Origin of the sequence: Nitrospira sp., assembly GCA_016788885.1 — a bacterium.
Classification (GTDB): Bacteria; Nitrospirota; Nitrospiria; order Nitrospirales; family Nitrospiraceae; genus Nitrospira_A.
In genome coordinates this window covers 267,159-288,287 of record JAEURX010000052.1, presented here as the reverse complement: position 1 = coordinate 288,287, position 21,129 = coordinate 267,159, and the positions used below count along the sequence as shown (strand labels likewise).

At 53.8% G+C, this 21,129-nt stretch carries 23 protein-coding genes, 1 tRNA gene and 1 pseudogene; 10 read left to right on the top strand and 15 right to left on the bottom strand.

Features of this window, described 5'->3' with window-relative positions:
- Positions 1-277 precede the first annotated feature (277 nt).
- From JNL86_15115 to JNL86_15090, 6 genes are all read right to left on the bottom strand, one after another.
- Complete coding sequence (locus tag JNL86_15115; protein ID MBL8044238.1) at positions 278-1,561, bottom strand: hypothetical protein; 1,284 nt, start codon at positions 1,559-1,561, stop codon at positions 278-280.
- 567 nt (positions 1,562-2,128) lie between these two features.
- Positions 2,129-2,923, bottom strand: a complete 795-nt coding sequence (locus JNL86_15110) for a chlorite dismutase family protein (protein MBL8044237.1) — start codon at positions 2,921-2,923, stop codon at positions 2,129-2,131.
- 148 nt (positions 2,924-3,071) lie between these two features.
- Entirely contained in the window at positions 3,072-4,550 is a 1,479-nt protein-coding gene (locus JNL86_15105) for a HAMP domain-containing protein (protein ID MBL8044236.1), read from the bottom strand.
- A gap of 2 nt (positions 4,551-4,552) precedes the next feature.
- Positions 4,553-5,272 carry a response regulator transcription factor gene (locus JNL86_15100; GenBank protein MBL8044235.1) on the bottom strand — a complete coding sequence of 240 codons (720 nt, stop codon included), beginning with the start codon at positions 5,270-5,272 and terminating at the stop codon, positions 4,553-4,555.
- Between the two features lie 479 nt (positions 5,273-5,751).
- Positions 5,752-6,498, bottom strand: a complete 747-nt coding sequence (locus JNL86_15095; protein MBL8044234.1) for a hypothetical protein — start codon at positions 6,496-6,498, stop codon at positions 5,752-5,754.
- Positions 6,499-6,674: 176 nt separating this feature from the next.
- Positions 6,675-6,944, bottom strand: coding sequence for a helix-turn-helix transcriptional regulator (locus JNL86_15090; GenBank protein MBL8044233.1), 270 nt, complete (start codon positions 6,942-6,944; stop codon positions 6,675-6,677).
- 103 nt (positions 6,945-7,047) lie between these two features.
- Here JNL86_15090 and JNL86_15085 point away from each other — a divergent pair, with 103 nt between their 5' ends.
- The 4 genes and pseudogenes from JNL86_15085 to JNL86_15070 all read left to right on the top strand — a co-directional run bounded on the left by JNL86_15085 (position 7,048) and on the right by JNL86_15070 (position 9,538).
- Positions 7,048-7,428: a helix-turn-helix transcriptional regulator gene (locus JNL86_15085; protein ID MBL8044232.1), complete on the top strand. Its 381-nt coding sequence runs from the start codon at positions 7,048-7,050 to the stop codon at positions 7,426-7,428.
- Positions 7,425-7,994, top strand: coding sequence for an ImmA/IrrE family metallo-endopeptidase (locus JNL86_15080; protein ID MBL8044231.1), 570 nt, complete (start codon positions 7,425-7,427; stop codon positions 7,992-7,994). Before JNL86_15085 ends, JNL86_15080 begins: the two co-directional genes overlap by 4 nt.
- Positions 7,994-8,467 (top strand): annotated as a pseudogene (locus JNL86_15075) (recombinase family protein). The gene JNL86_15080 and the pseudogene JNL86_15075 overlap by 1 nt, the downstream one beginning before the upstream one ends.
- Before the next feature lie 312 nt (positions 8,468-8,779).
- Positions 8,780-9,538, top strand: a complete 759-nt coding sequence (locus JNL86_15070; protein ID MBL8044230.1) for a zinc ribbon domain-containing protein — start codon at positions 8,780-8,782, stop codon at positions 9,536-9,538.
- Here JNL86_15070 and JNL86_15065 read toward each other — a convergent pair.
- The 9 genes from JNL86_15065 to JNL86_15025 all read right to left on the bottom strand — a co-directional run bounded on the left by JNL86_15065 (position 9,497) and on the right by JNL86_15025 (position 14,960).
- Positions 9,497-9,572 (bottom strand) — tRNA-Asn (locus JNL86_15065). The genes JNL86_15070 and JNL86_15065 overlap by 42 nt on opposite strands.
- Positions 9,573-9,635: 63 nt before the next feature.
- Positions 9,636-9,905, bottom strand: a complete 270-nt coding sequence (locus JNL86_15060) for a hypothetical protein (protein MBL8044229.1) — start codon at positions 9,903-9,905, stop codon at positions 9,636-9,638.
- Between the two features lie 83 nt (positions 9,906-9,988).
- Complete coding sequence (locus tag JNL86_15055; GenBank protein ID MBL8044228.1) at positions 9,989-10,267, bottom strand: pyruvate ferredoxin oxidoreductase; 279 nt, start codon at positions 10,265-10,267, stop codon at positions 9,989-9,991.
- A 24-nt stretch (positions 10,268-10,291) separates the two neighbouring features.
- Positions 10,292-10,999 carry a 2-oxoacid:acceptor oxidoreductase family protein gene (locus JNL86_15050; GenBank protein ID MBL8044227.1) on the bottom strand — a complete coding sequence of 236 codons (708 nt, stop codon included), beginning with the start codon at positions 10,997-10,999 and terminating at the stop codon, positions 10,292-10,294.
- 17 nt (positions 11,000-11,016) lie between these two features.
- Positions 11,017-11,919, bottom strand: coding sequence for a ferredoxin oxidoreductase (locus JNL86_15045; protein ID MBL8044226.1), 903 nt, complete (start codon positions 11,917-11,919; stop codon positions 11,017-11,019).
- Positions 11,920-11,990: 71 nt separating this feature from the next.
- On the bottom strand, positions 11,991-13,202 hold the full coding sequence (locus JNL86_15040; protein MBL8044225.1) for a ferredoxin oxidoreductase: 1,212 nt from the start codon (positions 13,200-13,202) through the stop codon (positions 11,991-11,993).
- Positions 13,203-13,243: 41 nt separating this feature from the next.
- Positions 13,244-13,879 carry a carbon monoxide dehydrogenase gene (locus JNL86_15035; GenBank protein MBL8044224.1) on the bottom strand — a complete coding sequence of 212 codons (636 nt, stop codon included), beginning with the start codon at positions 13,877-13,879 and terminating at the stop codon, positions 13,244-13,246.
- Between the two features lie 358 nt (positions 13,880-14,237).
- Positions 14,238-14,525: a hypothetical protein gene (locus JNL86_15030; protein ID MBL8044223.1), complete on the bottom strand. Its 288-nt coding sequence runs from the start codon at positions 14,523-14,525 to the stop codon at positions 14,238-14,240.
- 6 nt (positions 14,526-14,531) lie between these two features.
- A complete protein-coding gene (locus JNL86_15025; GenBank protein MBL8044222.1) occupies positions 14,532-14,960 on the bottom strand; it encodes a DUF2203 domain-containing protein in 429 nt (142 codons plus the stop codon).
- Positions 14,961-15,458: 498 nt separating this feature from the next.
- Here JNL86_15025 and rho point away from each other — a divergent pair, with 498 nt between their 5' ends.
- The 6 genes from rho to JNL86_14995 all read left to right on the top strand — a co-directional run bounded on the left by rho (position 15,459) and on the right by JNL86_14995 (position 21,092).
- Positions 15,459-16,706, top strand: a complete 1,248-nt coding sequence (gene rho / locus JNL86_15020; protein ID MBL8044221.1) for a transcription termination factor Rho — start codon at positions 15,459-15,461, stop codon at positions 16,704-16,706.
- Between the two features lie 99 nt (positions 16,707-16,805).
- Positions 16,806-17,012, top strand: a complete 207-nt coding sequence (gene rpmE / locus JNL86_15015; protein ID MBL8044220.1) for a 50S ribosomal protein L31 — start codon at positions 16,806-16,808, stop codon at positions 17,010-17,012.
- A 95-nt stretch (positions 17,013-17,107) separates the two neighbouring features.
- Positions 17,108-18,190 (top strand): peptide chain release factor 1, encoded by a 1,083-nt coding sequence (prfA, locus tag JNL86_15010; GenBank protein ID MBL8044219.1) that lies wholly within the window; start codon positions 17,108-17,110, stop codon positions 18,188-18,190.
- On the top strand, positions 18,187-19,119 hold the full coding sequence (gene prmC, locus JNL86_15005; protein MBL8044218.1) for a peptide chain release factor N(5)-glutamine methyltransferase: 933 nt from the start codon (positions 18,187-18,189) through the stop codon (positions 19,117-19,119). The genes prfA and prmC overlap by 4 nt, the downstream gene beginning before the upstream one ends.
- Positions 19,120-19,164: 45 nt before the next feature.
- Entirely contained in the window at positions 19,165-20,421 is a 1,257-nt protein-coding gene (gene murA / locus JNL86_15000; GenBank protein ID MBL8044217.1) for a UDP-N-acetylglucosamine 1-carboxyvinyltransferase, read from the top strand.
- Positions 20,418-21,092 carry an ATP phosphoribosyltransferase gene (locus JNL86_14995; GenBank protein MBL8044216.1) on the top strand — a complete coding sequence of 225 codons (675 nt, stop codon included), beginning with the start codon at positions 20,418-20,420 and terminating at the stop codon, positions 21,090-21,092. Before murA ends, JNL86_14995 begins: the two co-directional genes overlap by 4 nt.
- Positions 21,093-21,129 lie beyond the last annotated feature (37 nt).

Sequence of the window (21,129 nt, the reverse complement as noted above, 5' to 3'; positions counted from 1 at the left end):
ACCCTTGGGGAGCCTATGAACACATCGAGCGGCTCGATCATATTTGCGAGATTGTTTTGAAGAGTGGAGTTGTTTCGAAGCCCTTGCCTAAACAGTCGTCCTAGTGAAGAGGTAAGAAAGATCAGGCAAAAAGAGAAGGGGCTGGCGGTGTTATTCCGTCAGCCCCCTTTGTATTGTGGCTCCCCGCGCTGTATCCCAGTCGGACGCTTCAGTTTGCATTGCCACTCATAACAAATGGTAATTATCATTCAAACGGGAATGCCAACGGTCTAAAGACCTAAGGTGCCAGTTGAGACCCCGTTATTGTCATCGATAAATCATCAGGTTTCACCAATTCCTCCAACTTAGGGATTTGTGTTCCTTGTGGCAGGTCAAGTCCCTCTATCATCAAAAGCGTTATATCAACTTCTCCAGGATGTAAACCAACGCCAATGCCAGACACTGGTGGTGGCGAAGCCATCGGTTTCGCTGTGTCAAAGTTCACACCTTCGATGACGTATGAATTAGACCCAGCGGCAAGTCGCACACGGCCTCGAACATAGTCGTAGATGCCGTTCTTAGCGTCTAGTGTGACAATTTGAGATAGCCACTGCACTCGCGGGTGAAAACGAATAGAGAGTGCTCGCAGATTCACTTGATGACCTTGTACAAGAAATTCCGTGGGTTTTTTGAGATCAAACCGGGCAATAAGTGGCTGTTCTACTTCTGGATTGTTAGAGATAATCATTAAAGCACGCTGTTGCAGCCAACTAGCAACTGACCCACCCATATATGTCACATTATGGGTCGCCGTCATGTATTGGCGTAGTGTTTCCAAATCGTCCGTGCTTGCGCCTTCGTAATCCACAGTAAATGGGCTCACGTTCACTCTTCGCAGATATATTTCCTCTACTATCCTGCCTCTGATTCGCTTGTCCCCATGTTTTAAAACGGAAATTAACCCAATGTTGGCGCGCTTTGCTTTCTGAATAGCCAAGGCATCAAAGCCGGTGTTACTGCACAACAACATCGCTTTAGCTCGAACGTCGCGACGCTTGGAGTCAGCTATATCAATAGCATCGATGCCCACAGGTTTGGCGTCTGGTCGATCAATAACATCAATGACTGTTGGTCCCCGGACCCCACCGCTGACCGGCCACACCTGAATATCCACCGTCCGTGCTCCGTCAGGGCCGAGTACTGCCCCCGCTACCGAAATGTAAGCATGTGGTTCAAAGGCATGGATTACCTGAACCACAAGTTCTCGATACTCTGCGTTCTCGACCTGGGCTAGAACTACCCTCTTTGCATCGAGCGTTTCCGCACGCGGGGTCCATAGTTGGTAATTGACAAATAGCCCCACCAAGCACAGCGCTGCGCCGATCCAAAGTCCCCGGACTAAAGGTGGCAGTCCTCCGGTTTTGAAGGCAACGGCCGCACTAATTGCCAGCACGCCGATCACGAGAGTGACGTTGGATTGAGCAGGCGTCATCCTCGCCCACCACACCCCGAGAATCGCGCCCACTCCAAGACTGAAGCAATAGCTTGCTGGATCTTTAAGTAATTGGTTCCACGATTCCACGAGGAAGCCTTTCCTTATAGGATTGTGGCCATGCCACAATAGTTAGGACGGTCGGCACGCAAAGGTAGCATATTTATGTTCAGCGCATTCAGTCTTGAGTAATCAGTCGTTGCGTAGGCGCGGCAGGGAAATAACTCCATCCATACCGAACTAGCAGCATCAGTAATCTGTCCTACTTTGACTATATGAATCAAGTGAAGCGGGGGCTGCGCCCCCGAGCCCCCCGGCCGTCCGGCCCCGGCAGTCCGGAGCGGCCGGCGGGCCTTCGTGGTCAGCATATTTCGCGTCTATTTGATAATCCTGGTCAGAAAAAGTCTTCATCTCAACTCTGCATAGGCCAGTAATTCACCAAGGGGACGGCCAAGCTAGCGCATCGCCGTCACCATTTGAAAATAACCCTGTATTCCCACCCTTTCACCCCCTGAGAAGCCAACAGGTGGTGACAGGGTGGGGCCATATAGAGGCTATAAACTAAATATTAGAAGTGGGGATTTGTGCGTACTGGCATAGAAGTGACCACCTGTTCCCAGGTGGTCACCGTGTTGTCGAACGTGCGAGGGGAATGGACTAACGACTGAGAATATCGAGGATTTCATCCAATGGTCGAATGGTCCCCAACAGGAGAGGATCACCGAAACGCTTGTTATGACGGTTCTCCTTGACCTTGAGCAATCCAGTCACAAGATTGTTGAAATCATCCAGCTTGGATGTTTCAAAGTAGGTAATGAAATCCCAATCATCCAACCCGCTGGAGTGATAGAGCTTCCGTTTCACCGTCTTCAAGTATGCGACCGTCGCATCCGTGTGTTCCTTCATCAGGCCCGTTCGGGTGTCTTGTCCAGAAATCCACCACTCTGCGTCCTTGCGTATAGGAACCACTATAACGTATGGGCTGCCCTGAGGTGGTGGTGTCTTCAACTCCCCCTTCAGTTCTTCTGGGAAGCTAGGGACATAATTTAGGGTTTTGGTGATGCCATTGAAGGTGTCGGTATTCTTCAAGTCCATCCCCATAGTGGTGCCCATGAGGTCTATCAGGAAGTTTTGATTATGAACCATCTCTTTCGAGTGAATCCTGACAAGGAAATCGGCTCTCTCGGACAGACCACGAAGCAAATGCGTATCGACTACTAACTTATCGGCGTGCTTCTCGAACACCTTTTTCACTTCGGAGGCCGCCTTGACACGTGCTTCATGATCCACCTGCCACCAGTGTTCTCCCATCTTGAACACGGCAAACGTTGCATAGACGCCGGAATCCTTTAAGAGCTTCTCGCGATCCACGGCAGACTCACTTGCTACAGACAAGGTTGGCAGGAAACATAATAGAAGCGCAACCATACCAAATTGACTGATTCTCTTCATAAGTCTGTTCTCCTTTTCGTTTGAAAACGCTGCCTAACACAATACATGTTTAGCATAGTCATCCCTCTTCACGGAGGTCTCACGAAATTGTCACATTTGTATCACGCAGGGTGTTGGACCGGCCCATTAGGGCTTGGAACAACAGAGACTAGGAATGAGCAGTGGGTAACTCAAAGATGATGATAGTTCCGACGTTTGGCGTACTCTCCGCACGAATTGTGCTTCCATGTAGCTCGATAATTCGCTTAGTGATGGCCAGCCCGAGCCCGGCTCCTCCTGACTGATTTTGTCGATTCGCTCTATAAAAGCGATCAAAAATATGAAGTAGGTGCCCAGCAGCGATACCACAGCCAGTATCAGAAATGCGTACTGTGACCGAGCTGGCTTCGTGGCTTAACGAGATCGCAATCGAACCACCGCTTGCTGTGTAGCGGGTAGCATTATGGATTATATTTTCTAACGCCCGCTCGATGAGGCCGATATCGGCCTCCACAAATGGAAGATCATCTGGAAAACTACTCTTTAGGACTATCCCCTTGTTTGCGACAGTGAGGAGAAACTTTTGACACACATCCTGGACGAGCTCGGCTAAAGAAAATTGTTCGCATTGAATGCGAGCTTCACGAGAATCTAACCGAGCCAATTCAAAGAGTTCCCCCACAAGTTCACTAAGCCGTTCGCTTTGTTTAAGTGCGATGTCCAAAAAGTTCCGATGTTCATCTCGTGTAAGTGCTCCTTCTTTCATCAGTAACGTTTCCAAATACCCATGAAGGGATGCCAGAGGAGTCCGCAAATCATGCGACACGTTGGCCACCAATTCACGCCGAAGCATGTCCGTCTGTTTCAGAGTGGCCACCTGCTGGAGAATTCGTTGTACCATCCGATTGAATGTCGTCCGCAGGCGATCAATTTCATCACTGTGGCGCTCTGGTATAGAATCCTGCGGAGTTACCTCTAGCGCCTCTGAAAAATCGTTCTTCGCCAAAGTTTCCATTGTCGAGGCTAGCTTACCTAGCCTCCTTGTAAGCATGTTGAATAGAAAGAGACCGGCCAAGAGAGCAAACACTAAGCCGGTGAGTGCTGCCCAGAGACTCAGACGGAGAATGTAGCTCCGTTGCAGCATGTCGGCAACGGAGTCATATTCTTCTCCGCCAAGGACAATGTACAAATATCCCGTTGGCTGTCCGTGCAAGGGTATCGCAGAGACAGAAAAGACCTTCTTCCGAGTCACATCACGAGGATCGTCACCGAGAATAGGATATGTGTCCGCTTTGCTCAGGAAGTGATGTATTGGCTCCAACGACACGGACGAGCGCTTGACCTTCTCAGCGGGAGCAGAGAAGTTGACTATCACTCCATTTGCGTTAAGCAAATACATTTCAATGCTCGGATTGACAACCATGAGCAGGTGAAATAGTTCTTTCAGAGCATAGGGACTCACCTCCCCTTGGCTGCTTAGCAGCTGGTCGGCAACGATGTTTCTGGCCAGTGCGCGGTTCAGCTTCTGATTCACTTCCTGCTGATACATGCGTGTCGTAAAGACCGTTAGGAGGGTGTATAAAATCCCAACCGCACAAAACAGGAAGAGCAACACAAGGGCGAGTTTGCCGTAAAGTGACCGCGACATGGTCAGTCCTGTAAGGGAGATGCTTCTATTTCACAGAATTTGTACCCGACGCCCCACACGGTCAAAATAAAGTCAGGCTTGGCGGAATCCTTTTCAATCTTGGCGCGCAATCGGTTGATATGGGAATTCACCGTATGTTCGTAGCCGTCGTGACCGTAACCCCAGACCGCATCGAGAAGCTGAGTACGGGTATAAACCCGGCCAGGATGGAGAGCAAACTGGAGGAGTAAATCGAACTCTTTGGCCGTGAGATCCCGCGGGCTGCCTCCTACTGTGACCTTTCGTTTCTCAACATCGATATACAGGCCCTCCGCGCGGATTGTTTTCTGAAGATCTTGCGTCTTATCCCTGAATGCTTCAGAGCGCCGGAAAAGGGCCTTTACGCGTGCGAGCAACTCTCGAACACTAAATGGTTTGGTCAGATAGTCGTCAGCGCCGACTTCTAGCCCAAGCACCCGGTCGATTTCTGAGGACTTCGCAGTCAACATGAGGATGGGTGTGTAGGAGGGCAGCGACCGAATCTGCCGGCATATCTCTAATCCGTCAATGCCTGGAAGCATCACGTCGAGAATAATGAGGTCATATCTCTTCGAGAGCACATATTGAAGGCCCTCCACCCCAGTTTTGGCGATCTCTACGACATATGCTAAATCGGTCAGATGCATCCCCAGGAGGCGACCAATATCCAAGTCGTCTTCTACTACAAGAATGTGTTTAGCCATGATCACCACATGATCGAGAGAGGATGAGGAATGGCTTTAGCATAGCGTCCATCACAAAATCATCACAGACCGTGCTTATTGTGGGGCTGAGACAAGAGATCTCTGAGCCGCAGAAGCCGGATGGCCGTAAGGCTTCAATCGATAACGTGTTACAGTTTATACAATGGCTCCTTGAGGTCCGAAAGGGTTGGCTACTTGGTGCAAATCTCTCCCGGCGGCTGTAGATGAAGGTTAGAAGTGGAATTTGCGAGTGGTGAACCCTGCACACGAGCAACAGAGAAAGATCTCTCGTGCTACGCCGTCCCCCTGATAGCAGATGCAACCCCACATCGGATCAGCCTGACAGAACTCACAGAGCCGTTCTTTGCCGTGTTCAGAGCAAAGCCAGCCTTTGCGAGCCCGATCATAAATGACACCAGTCCGTCCGCAAGAGGTGGGACCGAACAAGGAATTGATCATTTTGACGCAAGTATGGCTGCTCATGGCTTACTCGATGTGAGGCCTTTCCCGAGGGTTAATTGCAAAACAAACCCGTTATAGAGAATCGCGTGCCCCGCCAGGAGGTCTTCCCAGGTTTTGACTAAGACGATGCGAGGGATTTCTAATTCCCCTCGAATCCGTCGGAAGACATTACGACTGGACCATTGGTTTCTCATCTCTTCCCACAGAGTGCTCATCGGGAAGCCGAGAGAGCGCTTCCAGGACCAACACATGTTGACGTACCCGGATTGATCCTGGACGTATTGACTGATGACATACCGGCTCAAACGATTACGTGACCGCTGCCCCGCCTCATAGGCCTTAATCCAGACCACTGGGGCGCCATGCAAGGCTTCCCATTGCGCGGAAAGCCACGGTTGGGCAATCCAGAAGCGCCGATGACGTTCGCCGTCTGGGACCCGCCAGGCCCAAAAGATATGCAGCACTCCATGGCCCTCTTCTGTGCGGACTTGGTAGTACTCCAAACCTCGATAACCTAGCTGGCGCTCGATTCGCTGGCGTAGTTGCTTGTGATGATAGGTCAGTTTGTCCGCCTGTCCGCCGTCCGCAGTCGAAAGCGTGACCCACAGCACCTGAAAGTGATGGGCTTCCCAAAACCACAAGAGCGAGCGAATCCGCTGATAGCCTCGTTTCTGCTTACGTGACCATTCCGGTCTGACAGGGCGACCACCGGATTGAGGCGCATGAGGTGTTGACTCGAACCTGGAGGAATACGGCTCAGACATGAAATATCTCCAAAGGTGCAGGTTGGGACGAGAGAGCCGGTAGAGGGGGCTCTGTGGGGTTAGTGGAAAGGCCGACAGGCTTTGAGGAGAGTCGTCGCGCACCCTGGAGAAGAAGAGACCGCAACAAGTAGGTGTGTTCTTCACGTGCCTGCGGATCGACTGGAACGAAATTAATTTCAATGTTCATTATGGTGCCCATTGGGCAACACATCGGTACAGCAAGGATCTAAGGTCGTTTCGGGCTGTAACTGAAACAGTTCATCCACGGTGCAACCAAAGTACTCTGCCAGTTGCAGGGCGACGAGCAGGCTGGGGACTGCCTTTCCCTGCTCAAGCTTTGTGACATAGGAACGGTTCACCCGTATTCTGCGTGCAAGGGCGGCCTTGGAAATGCCGCGCTGGGCTTGTCGGGCTCGCCATTCTTTCAGATGGTTCTTAATCATCATCCTCCTCCGTGAAGGGCACTATAGAGAGTCGTTGCCCAACGGTCAATAGAACTGTTCATTTTTCGTTGACTGCTGGACAACATTTCAGGTATAGAGTGGTCCTATGAATAATCCAGAGATGAATCGAGATACCCCACAGGTCCCCCACGGATTCCGCACCTTGGTAAAAAGGCAAATGGAAACGGTTAACCTCAGTCTCAGGACCGTGGCCAGTGAAGCCGGGATTTCGCCGGCCTATCTTTCTCGGCTGTTATCGGGCGAACGGGGACTCCCGCCAGACGATACCCTCATTCTGAAATTGGCGGAGGTCCTTCGCGTCGATCCGCCCGAGCGGCTGCTTGTCGAAGCGAAGCGCGTCCCAGATTTGCTGCTCCCGGCACTGTTGAGTGCACACGAAGCAGTCTCCAGGGCAGATCTTAAGGAAGCGATGAAGCAGTTGCAGGCGGTGATCCTCAATCAAAGGAAAAAGAGAGGACGTCGATGAAGACTATTTCCGGTCTGCTCGCCTCGTTCATTCATTGGTTGCGACGACCGGAGCGCTTTATTCAGAAACTCCAGGCCGTCTATCCCCACTGTCAAACGCTCCCTTTTCACCATCAAGAAGAAGCCGCCGCTAATCAAGGGGTAGAGGTCCTGGAGACCACGTTTGGGCCTAAGATTGAGGGCATCACGACACGTGACGAAGGCCAGGTTATGATTGTGCTTCGTCGTGGATTAAACCCGTTGAACCGGCAGTTTGTCATCGCCCACGAACTGGGGCATGTCCACTTGCACCTTCCCGAAATGAGGGAGCCCGATACACAGCTATCACTTAATCGGAATGATCATAGAGACATCGAGGCAGACGCCTTTGCCCTAGTCTGGCTTATGGGATCATTGCCCAAGGAGCGACTTGCACCGGAGGTCTTACTGTATGTTCTCAATAATCGAGGGATGGCATGGCGCGCGGTCCGTGTTATTTGCTACGTGTCTTGGTACCACCAGCGAATCCGCCTAGCCAATAGGCTGGAACGAGCCCTGTTAGGCCTCCAGGCGAAAGGAACAGCATAATGGCGATTGCACCTGCTCCGACTATTTGCGGCCTCTACACGCGTGTCTCCACTCGGAATCAAGCCGACACGGAATACAGTTCCCTCGAAACCCAACGCGAGAAGCTTGAGGCCTACTGTAAAAGCCAGGAACAGTATGTCGTCTATCGCGTCTATGAAGATGCGGGCTTCTCAGCCGACACGATGAATCGACCCGCCTTGAAGGAGTTACTGCAAGATATTCGGGCTGGACGGATTACCTGCGTGTTGGCCTACAAAATTGATCGACTGACCCGATCCGTGAAGGATTTTCATGTCCTGATGGATTTATTTGACCGCCATGGGGCCAAATTCGTGTCCATCACGCAGAGCCTCGATACGCATCATCCAATGGGACGATTGCTGCGGAATATTTTGTTGGACTTTGCCCAGTTTGAACGCGAAATGACGGCGGATCGTACCCGAGACAAAATGCAGCAACGGGCGACCAAGGGCCTGTGGAATGGCGGCAATATCCCCTTTGGCTATCAGAATGACGACAAGCGGTTAGTGAAGCACCCTCAGGAGTCTGCCTGCGTGCAGTTCATGTTTCAATTCTTCGCGCAAGATCCCTCACTGACCCGCCTACGCGCGGAGCTACATCGTCGTGGATGGTATTCACGGTCTGGCAAGCCTTGGGGGAAGATGACGATTGATTACATTCTCAGCAACCCCACCTATCAAGGAAAAGTACAGTTTAACGATCAGGTTTTCCAGGGCGAGCATGAGGCCATTGTGGAGGAGGGGCTCTTCCATAAAGTGCAGTCGATGGCCCGAGAACATACCCGAGCTGAAACGAAGATCCAAAGAGCGTTTCTTTTAAAGGGACTGCTGAAATGCAGCGTATGTCAGTCAGTGATGACCCCGCACTACACGCAGAAGCGTCGAAAGGATCAGTCCATTAATCGCATCCCATACTACCGCTGCACCAAGACGATGCATCAGAACAATGCGGTCTGTACGGTCAAGGCCCTCAATGCTGACGCTGTAGAACGACAGGTTATTGAATACCTGTCCACTCTGAGTCAGCAGGCCGAGTGGGTGAAAGGGACTGTGGAGGAGTTGAACCGGGATCAAAAAGAGCAAGTGCGACCGCTTGAACAGGAAGCCATTCGCCTCAAGGCGAGCCTGGACCGGCTAGAAAGAGAAATAGATAGGTTGGTGCGAGGGGTAGGGCAGGGAACGGTTTCAGTGCAACGCCTTGAGAAAGAGATGCATCGTCAGCACAAAGAACAGCAGGGCTTAGAAGCCCAGTACCAAGCCGTGCAACGGCAGATCCAAGAGCATTCCGCGAGGGAGTACGATTCAGAGATCGTTTTACGAAATCTGAAAGATTTTCAAAGGGTTTTCGCAGCGCTGCTACCGAAAGAACAAATGGAGGTCCTTCGGTGTCTTGTGAGGGATATCGTCGTATACCCCGACAAGCTCGTCTTCAATATCTTCGAGCTTGCCGAGATAGGGACGAGTTCGAAGAAGCGTACAGGTTGGCTCCCCGGGCAGGACTCGAACCTGCGACCAGCCGGTTAACAGCCGGCTGCTCTACCAACTGAGCTACCGGGGAATGCAGTCTTGATTGTGAACCGCCGCATTGTAGCAAAACTGAAGTGCGAAGGGGGAGACTTTTTTAGATATCGAAGTCTTCTGTTTCATCCTCGTCGGATGATGCGTCGGTGTTGCCTTCTGCCAATGCGGCAAAGTGTTTTGCCCATGTAAGATAAAGATTTCCGCTGTCACGCATGGTGTCAGCGGCTTTGAAAAGCTTCTCTGCCAATTCAGGGTCTTTCCCTTCGGCATTGATGGCCGCGGCGCGTCGTTCAATGACTGTGGGATATTCGTGAAGAAGGCCGGCAATGTTGCGGAGGAGTTCGTCGAGTAAATTGTCTTCCCGTTCCATCTCATCATCTCCAGCCATACATTTAACAAAAAACCCCACGGCGACGGCGCCATGGGGTTTGTGGTGGAGCCGGTGTGGCTCGTCTAGCCTTGGTACGCTTGCCCTAGGGCTGCGGATTCGCCCTTTCGATTGATGAGTTCGCCCGTAGCACTGACTGCCTGCATGACGATTGCTTCATGTTTGGCGGCATTACAGACCACGACGCATAATTCGCACCCCTTGCATCGGTCGATGTTCACTTCTGCCACCATCTTGGAGCTGTTCAGATCCAAACAGTTAGCCTCGGGACAGTACATGATGCAGAGACGGCACCCCTTTTTTGCGGTGCATTTTTCATCGATCACTTGTGCAACGTTATACATGTGGCTGGATTCCTTTTCTTGCGCTCACGCTGCAACTGCGGGGTTACCCACTTTCAGCTCAATCTTATTCTTTTCCGCCCATTCGCTGGCGATTTCATAGGCACGTTTTACGGTAGCGAAGTTTTTCTGAAGCAACATTTCTTTCTTCGCGAATTTCTTCTTAATCGCTTCGTCCAGAGAGGCCGTTCCTCCGGATGCCACGAACTTTTTCCCGAATCGCTCTTGCAGCGCGCCGTCCAGGGCTTCCATGGAGACGCATTTAGTAATTCCGGCCACGGATCCGATCATGGTCATATTGGTCGACAGTTCCGTTCCCGCGATCTCGATGGCGAGTTCCGTTCCGGCGATATAAAAGACCGCGACATTCAAATCCTTCAATCGCTGAATATCTTCTTCAGACAGGAGATTCTGCGCCGAGTTGATAATAACGATGCCACCTTCCTTGATACCGGAATAAAACGGCATCGTGTAGCTCTTCCCCATGGTGATGACCTGGGGATGGAACACTTGAATCACATCCGGGAACACCAACTCGCCGCGATCGTAGATCCGTTCGATACCGATTCGGCAATAGCTTTCCGCGGGAGCCATGCGCTTTTCCGCACCAAAGAACGGATTCGAGATTGAAAACTTCCCGTCCCGGTTGGCCGCCATAGCCATCACATGGGCTGCAGTGACGGCTCCTTGACCGCCGAGTCCGGACATTCGGATATTGAGTCTCTTCTTAATCATGGACGACCTCCGATTCTTTAAGCCTTCCCAGCCAATTGCTTGGCCGCAGCCTTCCGCTCTTTGTCTTTTGCAGCCAGTTCCGCCAGCAGTTGCTTGGCCGGTTCGCTGACATATTCTTTATAGGCAAACCGCTCGGTCGGCTTTTCAGAATCGCGCATTTCTTGGAGGCCTTCCATGCTGTTCTTGCCGATTTCCAGAATGCAGGGCGTGTACAGCTGGATATAGGTCGGACCGATTTCGCGGGCGATTAACACCGAGTTCCGAATGACTTTCTCAACGAGCGATGGTTTGCTCACGGTGCAGTTCACGACATAGTGGCAACCGGACTCTCGTGCGATTTCCGGGAGGCGAACCTTGTCGAAGAGCTTTCCAACCGGAGCCATCTTTGCCACGAAGCCCTTCTGCATTAAACCGCTTTCCTGTCCACCAGTGTTGGCGTACAGCTCGTTGTCAAAGCAGATGGTGGTGAATTTTTCCTGGCGAAACCAAGCCTGCAAGGTCATATCAAGCCCGATGTCGACCGTTGCGCCATCACCAGCTAGGACAACCACGTCTTTGACTCGATCGGGGAAACGAACGCTCAGGGCTCGCTTCAAGCCGGAGGCAATCGCATTCTGGTTGCCGAAAAGAGAGTGAATGTTGTGCACGGCTACCATGGGAAACACCAGGCTGGTGCAGCCCGTGGAGCCTACCATGACCGTGTCCTCAGGATTAGGGAGAGATGCCAGGATATAACGGAAAGCCATTGATTCAGGGCAGCCAGCGCACAAGGAGTGCTGTTCAATCAACTCCTTCGATGTGCCGATGTCTTTCCACCCACGGTCTTCTTTGCCATAGGTCGCACTCTGGACCAAATCCTGGTAATCCGATGGCATGATGTCATATAGATCCGGCGAAATTTTGATTCGCTCTTTGCTCATGTATGCCTCCTCATGGCGTGTCTATCTGGATAATTGATCGCTCAGTTCTCTGCTCCATGGAAGAAGCAAGCTCAGCTACCTCTGCCAGCGAGTGACTCGGAACGCAACCCAAGTGCCGTCTTAATCTCGGACACAATGATTTCCGGTGGCATGGTCATGCCGCCACAGACGTGTGGTCCAGCGTAGACACGCTCGCTGTTGGGAATGGTCGCCTTAATCTCTTTCGCCAACCAGCCCGTCACATTAAATTCCGGGACAAAGATGTGCTTGGCATTCTTCGTCGCTTCACGAATCTCCTCTCCAGGCCATGGCCTGAGAGACTTGACCTTCACGAGCCCGCAACGGACGCCTTCATCCTCCAAAAGGCGGATGGCTTCGCGTCCTTGTGACACGGCAGTGCCGGATGCAACGATCATGACCTCGGCGTCGGCATTTTCGGTGTCGATCAAGCCATCCAGCCAATGAATGGTGTGCTTTCTCGACCGTTCTACGGCAGCCCAGACTTCCTGCTGCCAGCTGGCATGGGTCGCATAGCTGATGTAGTTGCTTTTCATGACAAACGGGTCCCGCATCATACGAACCGGCGGGCATTCCATGTCCATGCAGGGTACTGGAGAACGGTAAGGATCGTAGGGGGGGAGGCACATGTCGGTAGGGGTGAGGTTGACCACGTCTTTGGTGTGGGTCACAAAGAATCCGTCACAGCATAGTGCAAGGGGTAAATGGACATCCGGCTCTTCCGAGACCATGTAACCCTTCAGAATCCAGTCAAAAAAGTCTTGAGCTGTTTCTGCATGCCAGACCAGCATGCCGGTATTCAAGAGGTAGGCAATCTCTAACGTGTCCGGCTGAATCGACAGGGGCGAGTTGATTCCGCGGCAGGTGACGATCATTTGGATCGGAAGTCTGGCGCCCGCCCACATCGGGAAGTTCTCCATTGCCCGCATGGTGCCTGGTCCTGCGGTCGTGGTGAACACCCGTGCGCCACCGAAAGCCGCTCCTGCGCATTGCGACATCACGGCGAATTCGCTCTCTCCCCTGAAGTAGTCCCCAATGTATCCCTCGGCAAACAATTCGCCGATGAGGGCTGCCGCTTCGCTTTGTGGGGTAATGGGGTAGGCGATCATCACGTCGCAGCTTGCACGGCGGATCGCTTCCTTAATGACCTCGCTTCCCGTATAGAAGGAAGGTTTTCGAGGTGCCTCATTCAGCATTTTCCAAGGATCAGTGTAGGTCTGGCCCTTTTTATTTTGTGTCCCGATGTGGGATTTCGTTTCCGCCATGGACTCGGCCTCCTTTCAATCGTTGTCAGTGCTTCAAATGGTTAGTTCGAAGCGCCGGTCTTGGCTGCTGCCAGCCTTGGTTTAACGGTCCCTTTCAGTTTGCGAATCCATTCGCCCAGCTTCAGGATTTTTTCGACAGTGGCGTCCCTGAAGGAGAGCATGGCATCTTCATGTCCGGCCTGGGCGCACATTGCGACGGTATAGCAGGAGGTGCCGCCACGGATGATTTTCAGCGACAGGTTTGCCTGATGGCAGTGCACTCCAATAAACATGCAGCAATCGATCTTGTTATGCCAGATGGTCAGATTGGGGTGGTTCGGGTTAATTTCGACTTCGGGATTGATCTTGGGATACTTAGGGCGGTAGTCCGGCATCGGGATCAGCATCGGCTTTTGGCCAGGCTGTACGCATTCCTTCAAAGTTTCAAAGAGGCTTCGAACTGCCGCGGCCTTTTTGGCCGCCTTTTCGTTCCATGCCCACAGAACGAGCGGGCCAGGGAAAATAGTTGGGACTTGTGCCGTGAGGAACTGGCGTGCCGCCTCTTCGTAGGCTTTTTCTTCCGGAACGATCACGCCGTTGATATGAGCTTCGCCAGGGTTGGGGAGATAAATCCCCATCGAGGCTGCGGCCGGTGGCAGGAAGTGTTCAGGGCCTGGTAACACGCGATACTGAGTCATTCGAACCTGCTCTCTTTTTGGGGTTAACAAACTTGGAGAAGGGACACCATCGGTTAAAGCGTGGAGTCAACGCACTGTATGCTTCCTCGATGTTTTTCTGCAACACAGCAGAAGGCCCACTCTGGGGAAATTTAGGGCCAGCACGTCTGAAGGCACTTAGGTCTTTTGAACTACAGGAGATGCGTCTGCACAAACGGCGCTAAGTGCGCATTATAGGTGGCAATCTTTTGCGTTGTCAATCTAGGGGCGCTGCTGATTTGAGCCTAGGCCGTGCCTTGGCGGCGACTGGCCGTGAGAGATCGCAAGGGGAAGAATGAGCAGCCGCAAAGGTGCTGCGAGATGGTGCAGCAGAGGTGAGTTATGTGGAAGGCGGTGTCGATGGCAAAACCTGATGGAAGGGATGGACTTCAATGCGTTCAAAAATTCCGTGGACCATGTATGGATCTTCCGCGGCAAATTTTTGGGCTTCTTCGAGGGAGGAGGCCTCAATGATGATGAGACTGCCGGCTTGATCGGTAAACGGTCCAGCCAGCAGCACCCTCCCCTGGCGATTGAGCGGCTCAAGGTTGGCGAGGTGTGCGGGGCGGTGAATTTTCCGCTTGGCTTGGCCCTCAGGGCCGTCGAAGCCGAGAATCACGAATTTCATCACGAATCAATCGTCTCTTTCCGATGCGGTTGTTTCATCTAAAGGGTGGCGGTCCTTGTAGCCGCAAGACGTCTCATGCCACCACCGAATCTCATCCTCGCCAAACTTCCAACAGAGATAAACGATTCGGCCGTCATGTTTATAGGGGAAATCGCAGAGGCCCAGGTCGACATCTTTAACCACCACGCCAAGCTCGTGAATCGCCTGTAGATTGCCGCTGATTTCATGCAGGGCCTGAATGTAAGTTGCCCCGACCGAGCTGCCGCCACCGAGCGAGGCGTTCGCGCTCGCCTTCTGGATCTCATTCTTCGTGTTCGCGATGACGGTTTTGGCTCGACGGACGGTTGTAAATCGTTGATTCAGTTGGGGGAGAAGTTCATTCGCCTCGGCCAATGTGAATATGCGATCGGGTGTGTCGTGATCTGATTTCGCCATGCGTGTGTCCCGCGGAATCTTTAACACAACACCTGTTCGGCTGCAACCGAGGGTGAGAGGTCTCCAAGGGGAGGAGGCCGCAAGGGCTCGCGCGGAAGTGTGGGCGTTGGCGCTCGCCACCCCTCAGCAGGGCAACGTGGAGGGACCTTTCATATTGACAATGTGTCGGTTGGACGCTAATATCAAGCTAACTTCGCGCTCTATACAACAAGTATTACCTCTGTACATCAGCTCCCGAGACCCATCTCAATCGTAAAATATCCCAGGGCGGTGCAGCGTCGAGTGTTGAAGAGTGGGTTACTTTCGTTTCTGCAAAATCTCAATCGTAAACGCCTTCATCTAAAGCGATCCTGCCATAACACAACCAAACAGGTTGACATCCAGACCATCACTTCCGTGAATTCGTTCATGAGTACTAAATCGTATGTCTCATTTTGGGGAGCTATCGGGTTGAGAGCCTGATAGGGAAGAGGTATGACACAGGTTAAAGGGGAAGTTATGCATCTCGCGGAACTCAAACAGAAGTCGATTGCCGACCTGAATGACGTCGCGCGAGACTTAAAGATTGAGGGTGCGGCAAACCTTCGCAAGCAGGAACTCATCTTCGCCATTTTGCAGGCGCAGACTGAGAAAAACGGGGTGGTATTCGGCGAAGGTGTATTGGAGACCCTCCCAGACGGGTTCGGATTCCTCCGCGCTCCAGACTCAAATTATCTGCCAGGGCCTGACGATATCTACATTTCCCCATCACAGATCCGCCGATTTAATCTCAGAACAGGCGATATTGTGTCTGGGCAAATCCGTCCGCCCAAGGAGAGCGAGCGATACTTCGCCTTGCTCAAGGTGGAAAAGGTCAACTATGAAGATCCGGAAGTCGCGCGTGACAAGATCCTCTTTGACAACCTCACGCCGCTGTATCCGGAGGAACGGATCAACCTCGAGTTCGATCGTGAAGAATACTGCACGCGTGTCATGGACCTTACCACCCCGATCGGGAAGGGCCAGCGGGGCTTGATTGTGGCGGCTCCCCGAACCGGAAAGACCATGCTCTTGCAGGCCATCGCCCGAGCCATTCTTAAGAACCATAAAGAAGTTACGCTGATCGTTTTGCTGATCGATGAACGTCCGGAGGAAGTCACGGACTGGCAGCGACAGGTGAAAGCGGAGGTTATCAGCTCGACGTTCGATGAGCCGGCTCAGCGGCATGCCCAAGTGGCGGAAATGGTATTGGAGAAAGCGAAGCGACTTGTTGAACATAAGAAAGATGTGGTGATTCTGCTCGATAGCATCACACGGTTGGCACGCGCCTATAATACGATCGCTCCCCCCAGCGGCAAGGTGCTTTCGGGCGGTCTGGACTCCAATGCCCTGCAGCGGCCGAAGCGATTTTTCGGCGCGGCTAGAAACATCGAAAATGGCGGCAGCTTGACCATCATGGCGACGGCTCTGATCGATACGGGAAGCCGCATGGACGACGTGATTTTCGAAGAGTTTAAGGGAACCGGCAATATGGAAGTACATTTGGATCGGCGGTTGGCCGACAAGCGTCTCTTCCCGGCGATCGATATCAGCCAATCCGGTACCCGCAAGGAAGAGTTGCTGGTTGACCGCGATCGTTTGAACAAGATGTGGATCCTGCGAAAGGTCTTGAGCCCGTTGGGTACAATGGAAGCGATGGAATTCCTAATGGACAAGATCGGTGGAACCAAAACCAATCAAGAGTTTTTACAATCTATGAATCGGTAGGTTGCCGCTTGCCAGTGTGGGTGCCTCCAGTGTAAAGTCGTGCACCCTGGCGAACAACACCAAGCGAGTCAATGAATCAAGGGCAGCAGAGGAGCAGGCATGCAAAAGGGAATTCATCCAGTCTACCGTGAAGCAACTGTGCATTGCGCTTGCGGGAATACGTTCAAGACGCGTTCGACCATCGGAGACATCAAAGTCGACATTTGTGCTGGATGCCATCCGTTCTTTACGGGTACCCAGAAGATTGTCGATACCGAAGGGCGTGTCGAACGGTTCAAGAAGAAGTACGCCAAAAAAGAAAAGTAGGCCCAGTCAGGACATCACGGAGACCCTGCTTCCTTTTGGGGCAGGGTCTCTTGTTTTTTGGGGATGTTGCGGGCGCAGGCCGGAATGAGCGGAATATGGAAGACGGGTTGATCAAAAAGTGGGAGGGGATGGCCGCACGGTTTCAGGAGCTGACGAATCAGCTGATGGACCCGACTGTTCTCAATCAACCGGGCATGATTCATAAGCTCAACAAGGAGCGGACGGAGTTAGAGGAGCCGGCGCAGCACTTTGTGGCCTACCGAGAGCTAAAAAAACAACTCGAGGACGTGGCTGTGCTACTGCAGGACCCCTCGACGGGTGCCGATATGAAGCAGCTGTTTGCCGAGGAAAGCCAGCAGCTCAATCAGCAGGTACTAGATCTTGAGAGCCTCGCCAAGGATTTCTTGACGCCAAAAGATCCGCGCGACGAGAAGAACGTCTTTCTGGAAATCCGGGCGGGAACAGGGGGAGATGAAGCGGCGCTGTTTGCGGGGGATCTCTTTCGGATGTACCTCAAATATGCCGAGCGTAACCGCCTCCGCCTGGAAGTCGTCGACGCTTCCGAGACCGGTATTGGCGGCTATCGGGAAGTGATCGCGTTGTTGGAGGGGAAGGGCGCGTTCGGGCGTCTCAGATACGAAAGCGGCGTGCATCGTGTCCAACGGGTTCCCACTACGGAGGCCAGCGGGAGAATCCATACGTCCACCGTGACGGTGGCGGTGATGCCGGAAGTCGATGAGGTCGACGTGCACATCGATCCGAAAGACTTACGTATCGACACCTTTTGTTCGTCGGGCGCGGGTGGGCAAAGTGTCAATACGACCTACTCCGCGGTTCGCATTACGCACATCCCGACGGGGGTCGTGGTCAGCTGCCAAGACGAGCGGTCACAGCTCAAAAACCGCACCAAGGCTATGCGGACGCTGCGCGCGAGAATTGTCGAGGCTGAGCGAGAAAAGCAGGAGGCGGCGATCGCACAAGATCGGAAGTCTCAGGTCGGGACCGGGGACCGGAGCGAAAAGATCCGGACCTACAACTTCCCGCAAAATCGTGTGACCGATCATCGTATCGGATTGACGGTACATAAGCTTGATCAGGTGTTGGCTGGTGACCTGGAAGAGATCGTCCAAGCGCTGCGCGCGCACTATGAACACCTGGCCAGCCTGGAGGCGAAATGAGCGGCGTCCCGCGCGCCGCCGTCGCGGTTGCCATGCCAACCATACGCGTCGTATCGGAGGAAGCTGAACGCCGCCTGACTGATGCGGGCATCGATCAGCCGGCCTTGGAGGCCGCCTGGTTGTTAGAGCACGCGCTGGGCCTCTCGCCGCTGATGCAGCGTGTGCAGGCGGATCATGAATTGACTGACGCAGAATGTGAATGTGCTCGAGCCTTGGTCGCGCGTCGGACCCGTCGTGAACCGTTGCAATATGTCCTCGGTACGCAAGAGTTCTGTGGACGAGAATTTCAAGTGACCCCCGCGGTTCTGATCCCACGTCCGGAAAGTGCCCTATTGGTCGCAGAGGCAGTTCGTCGTTGTGCCGATCATCCAGCCGTCACCATCGTGGATGTGGGAACTGGGTCCGGTTGTCTGGCTGTGTCCGTGGCGCTGGCATTGCCCCACGCATGCGTGGTCGCTATCGACGTATCGGCAGAGGCCCTGGCCGTTGCGCAACGCAATATGGTTCAGCACGGATGCGATGCGCGCATTGATTGTCTTCAGGGGGACCTTCTGGCCCCGCTTGACGCTCCCGCCTGGCGGCACAAGATTGATGTGATGGTGTCCAATCCTCCCTATATTGCCGATGGAGATCTCGCGACGCTTCAACCGGAGGTCGGGTGCTTTGAGCCGCGATTGGCATTGGCCGGAGGTCCGGATGGCATGGGTGTCCATCGGCGGCTCCTCCAGCAGGCGCCGAGCTATCTGAAGACCGGTGGTGCACTGCTGATGGAAGTCGGGCTCGGGCAAGCTGCTGCCGTCTGCCGGCTTGCGGAGGAGAGCGGGTGGTTTCAGACCGCTGCGGTCTTGCAGGATGACGCCGGAATCGCGCGAGTCGTCTGTTTTGAGAAAAATGAATCGCACGTGGAGCCTGTCGCGAGTGATCACTGAGAGGGGCAAGGACTCGATCCCGACGAGACAGGCGGACTGAAACCTATGGATCAGATCATTATTCATGGTGGGCGCCGACTGAAAGGTGAGGTCCGCACCAGCGGGGCGAAAAATGCGGCCTTGCCGATTCTCGCCTCGACGATTCTTGGCGGGGGCGAGTGTGTGCTGTCGAACATGCCGAGCGTGGTGGATGTGCTCACCATGGGCAAGTTGCTCCGCATGTTGGGCATTGCCGTAGCTCAAGAGGGGGAGCACACGGTGGTCGATGCGCAGATCATCGCGTCGACAGAGGCTCCCTATGATTTAGTTCGGACAATGCGGGCGTCGGTGTTGGTGTTGGGCCCGCTGGTGGCTCGAATGGGGGAGGCGAAGGTGTCGCTTCCCGGAGGGTGCGCCATCGGCTCACGTCCGGTCAATTTTCATCTGGCCGGCCTGGAGAAGATGGGGGCGACCGTCGAAATCGAGCATGGCTACATCAAGGCCACGGCCCGTCGTTTGCGGGGAAGCCGCATTTATTTCGATACCCCGAGTGTGACCGGCACCGAGAACCTCATGATGGCAGCGGTACTGGCTGAGGGGACTACGGTCCTTGAGAACGCTGCAAAGGAACCGGAAATCAGCGACCTAGCCGCATTCCTCGTCAAACGCGGGGCACGCATTGCTGGCGCGGGGACGGATATGATCATGATCGAAGGGGTGACGGAATTACACGGGGCCGATCATGACGTTATCCCTGATCGCATCGAAGCCGGGACCTACCTTGTGGCTGGTGCGATTACCGGAGGGGAGATCTCGGTCAAGCGTTGCCGTCCTGAGCACATGGAGCCCTTGCTGATGAAATTGCGGGAAAGCGGCGTGGAGTTGGCGGAAGAGGGCGACCGGGTCCATCTCAAGGTGACCGGACGTCTGAAAGGAACGAATGTTCGAACCAGCCCGCATCCCGGCTTCCCGACCGATATGCAGGCTCAGTTTGTGGCCCTGATGGCCGTCGCCGAAGGGACGAGCGTGGTGACCGAAACGATTTTCGAAAGCCGGTTCATGCATGTGGAAGAATTACGTCGCATGGGTGCGGAGATTCGCGTGGAGGGCAATCGCGTGGTGATTACGGGTAGAGAGGGGTTGACGGGCGCTCCGGTGATGGCGTCGGATCTCCGGGCCAGCGCCGGTCTGATCGTGGCCGGTCTCGCCGCCGAAGGCATTACCGAAGTGTCCCGTGTGTATCACCTCGATCGAGGCTACGAACGGCTTGAGGACAAACTGAAAGCCTTGGGGGCGAGCATTGAGCGGAGGAAAGGGAAGTGAATGTGAGGGGGAGGAGATCCGTGGAGGCACGACCGAAGGGTCTGACGATCGCGCTGTCGAAGGGAAAACTACTTGGCCCGGTGCTGCAATTGATGAAGCAGGCGGGGTATGACAGTCCCGGTCTCTCCACCGAGAGCCGAAAGCTGGTCTTCGACTGTGCCGGCAACGATGCGCGATTTCTGATCGTCAGGCCGACCGATGTGCCGACCTATGTCGAGCATGGGGCGGCCGACGTCGGGGTGGTGGGGAAGGACGTGTTGCTGGAGCAGGGGAGCGATGTCTACGAGCCGTTGGATTTGAAGGTTGGAGCGTGTAGAATCTCGGTCGCCGCGTTGCAGGGCCAACCGTCGCCGGACCGTTGGTCGTCCAAGATCCGTGTGGCGACAAAGTATCCCAACGTCACCGAACGCTATTTCAACCAGCGCGGAGTGCCGGTCGAGATTGTCAAATTGTATGGGTCAATCGAACTGGCTCCCCTGGTCGGTTTGGCCGATCGCATCGTTGATCTGGTTGAAACGGGGAGTACCTTGAGGGCCCATGATCTGGCAGAGGTGGAGGTGATCACCCAGTCCACCGCCCGCTTGATCGTGAATCGGGCCAGTCTCAAGTTAAAACATGCACCCTTAAAGGCGTTGATCGAACGGCTGCGTGAGGCTGTAGGGGCCGAATAGTGCTCCGGGCTGTCCCACGCAGCTAGCTGCGGTGGAT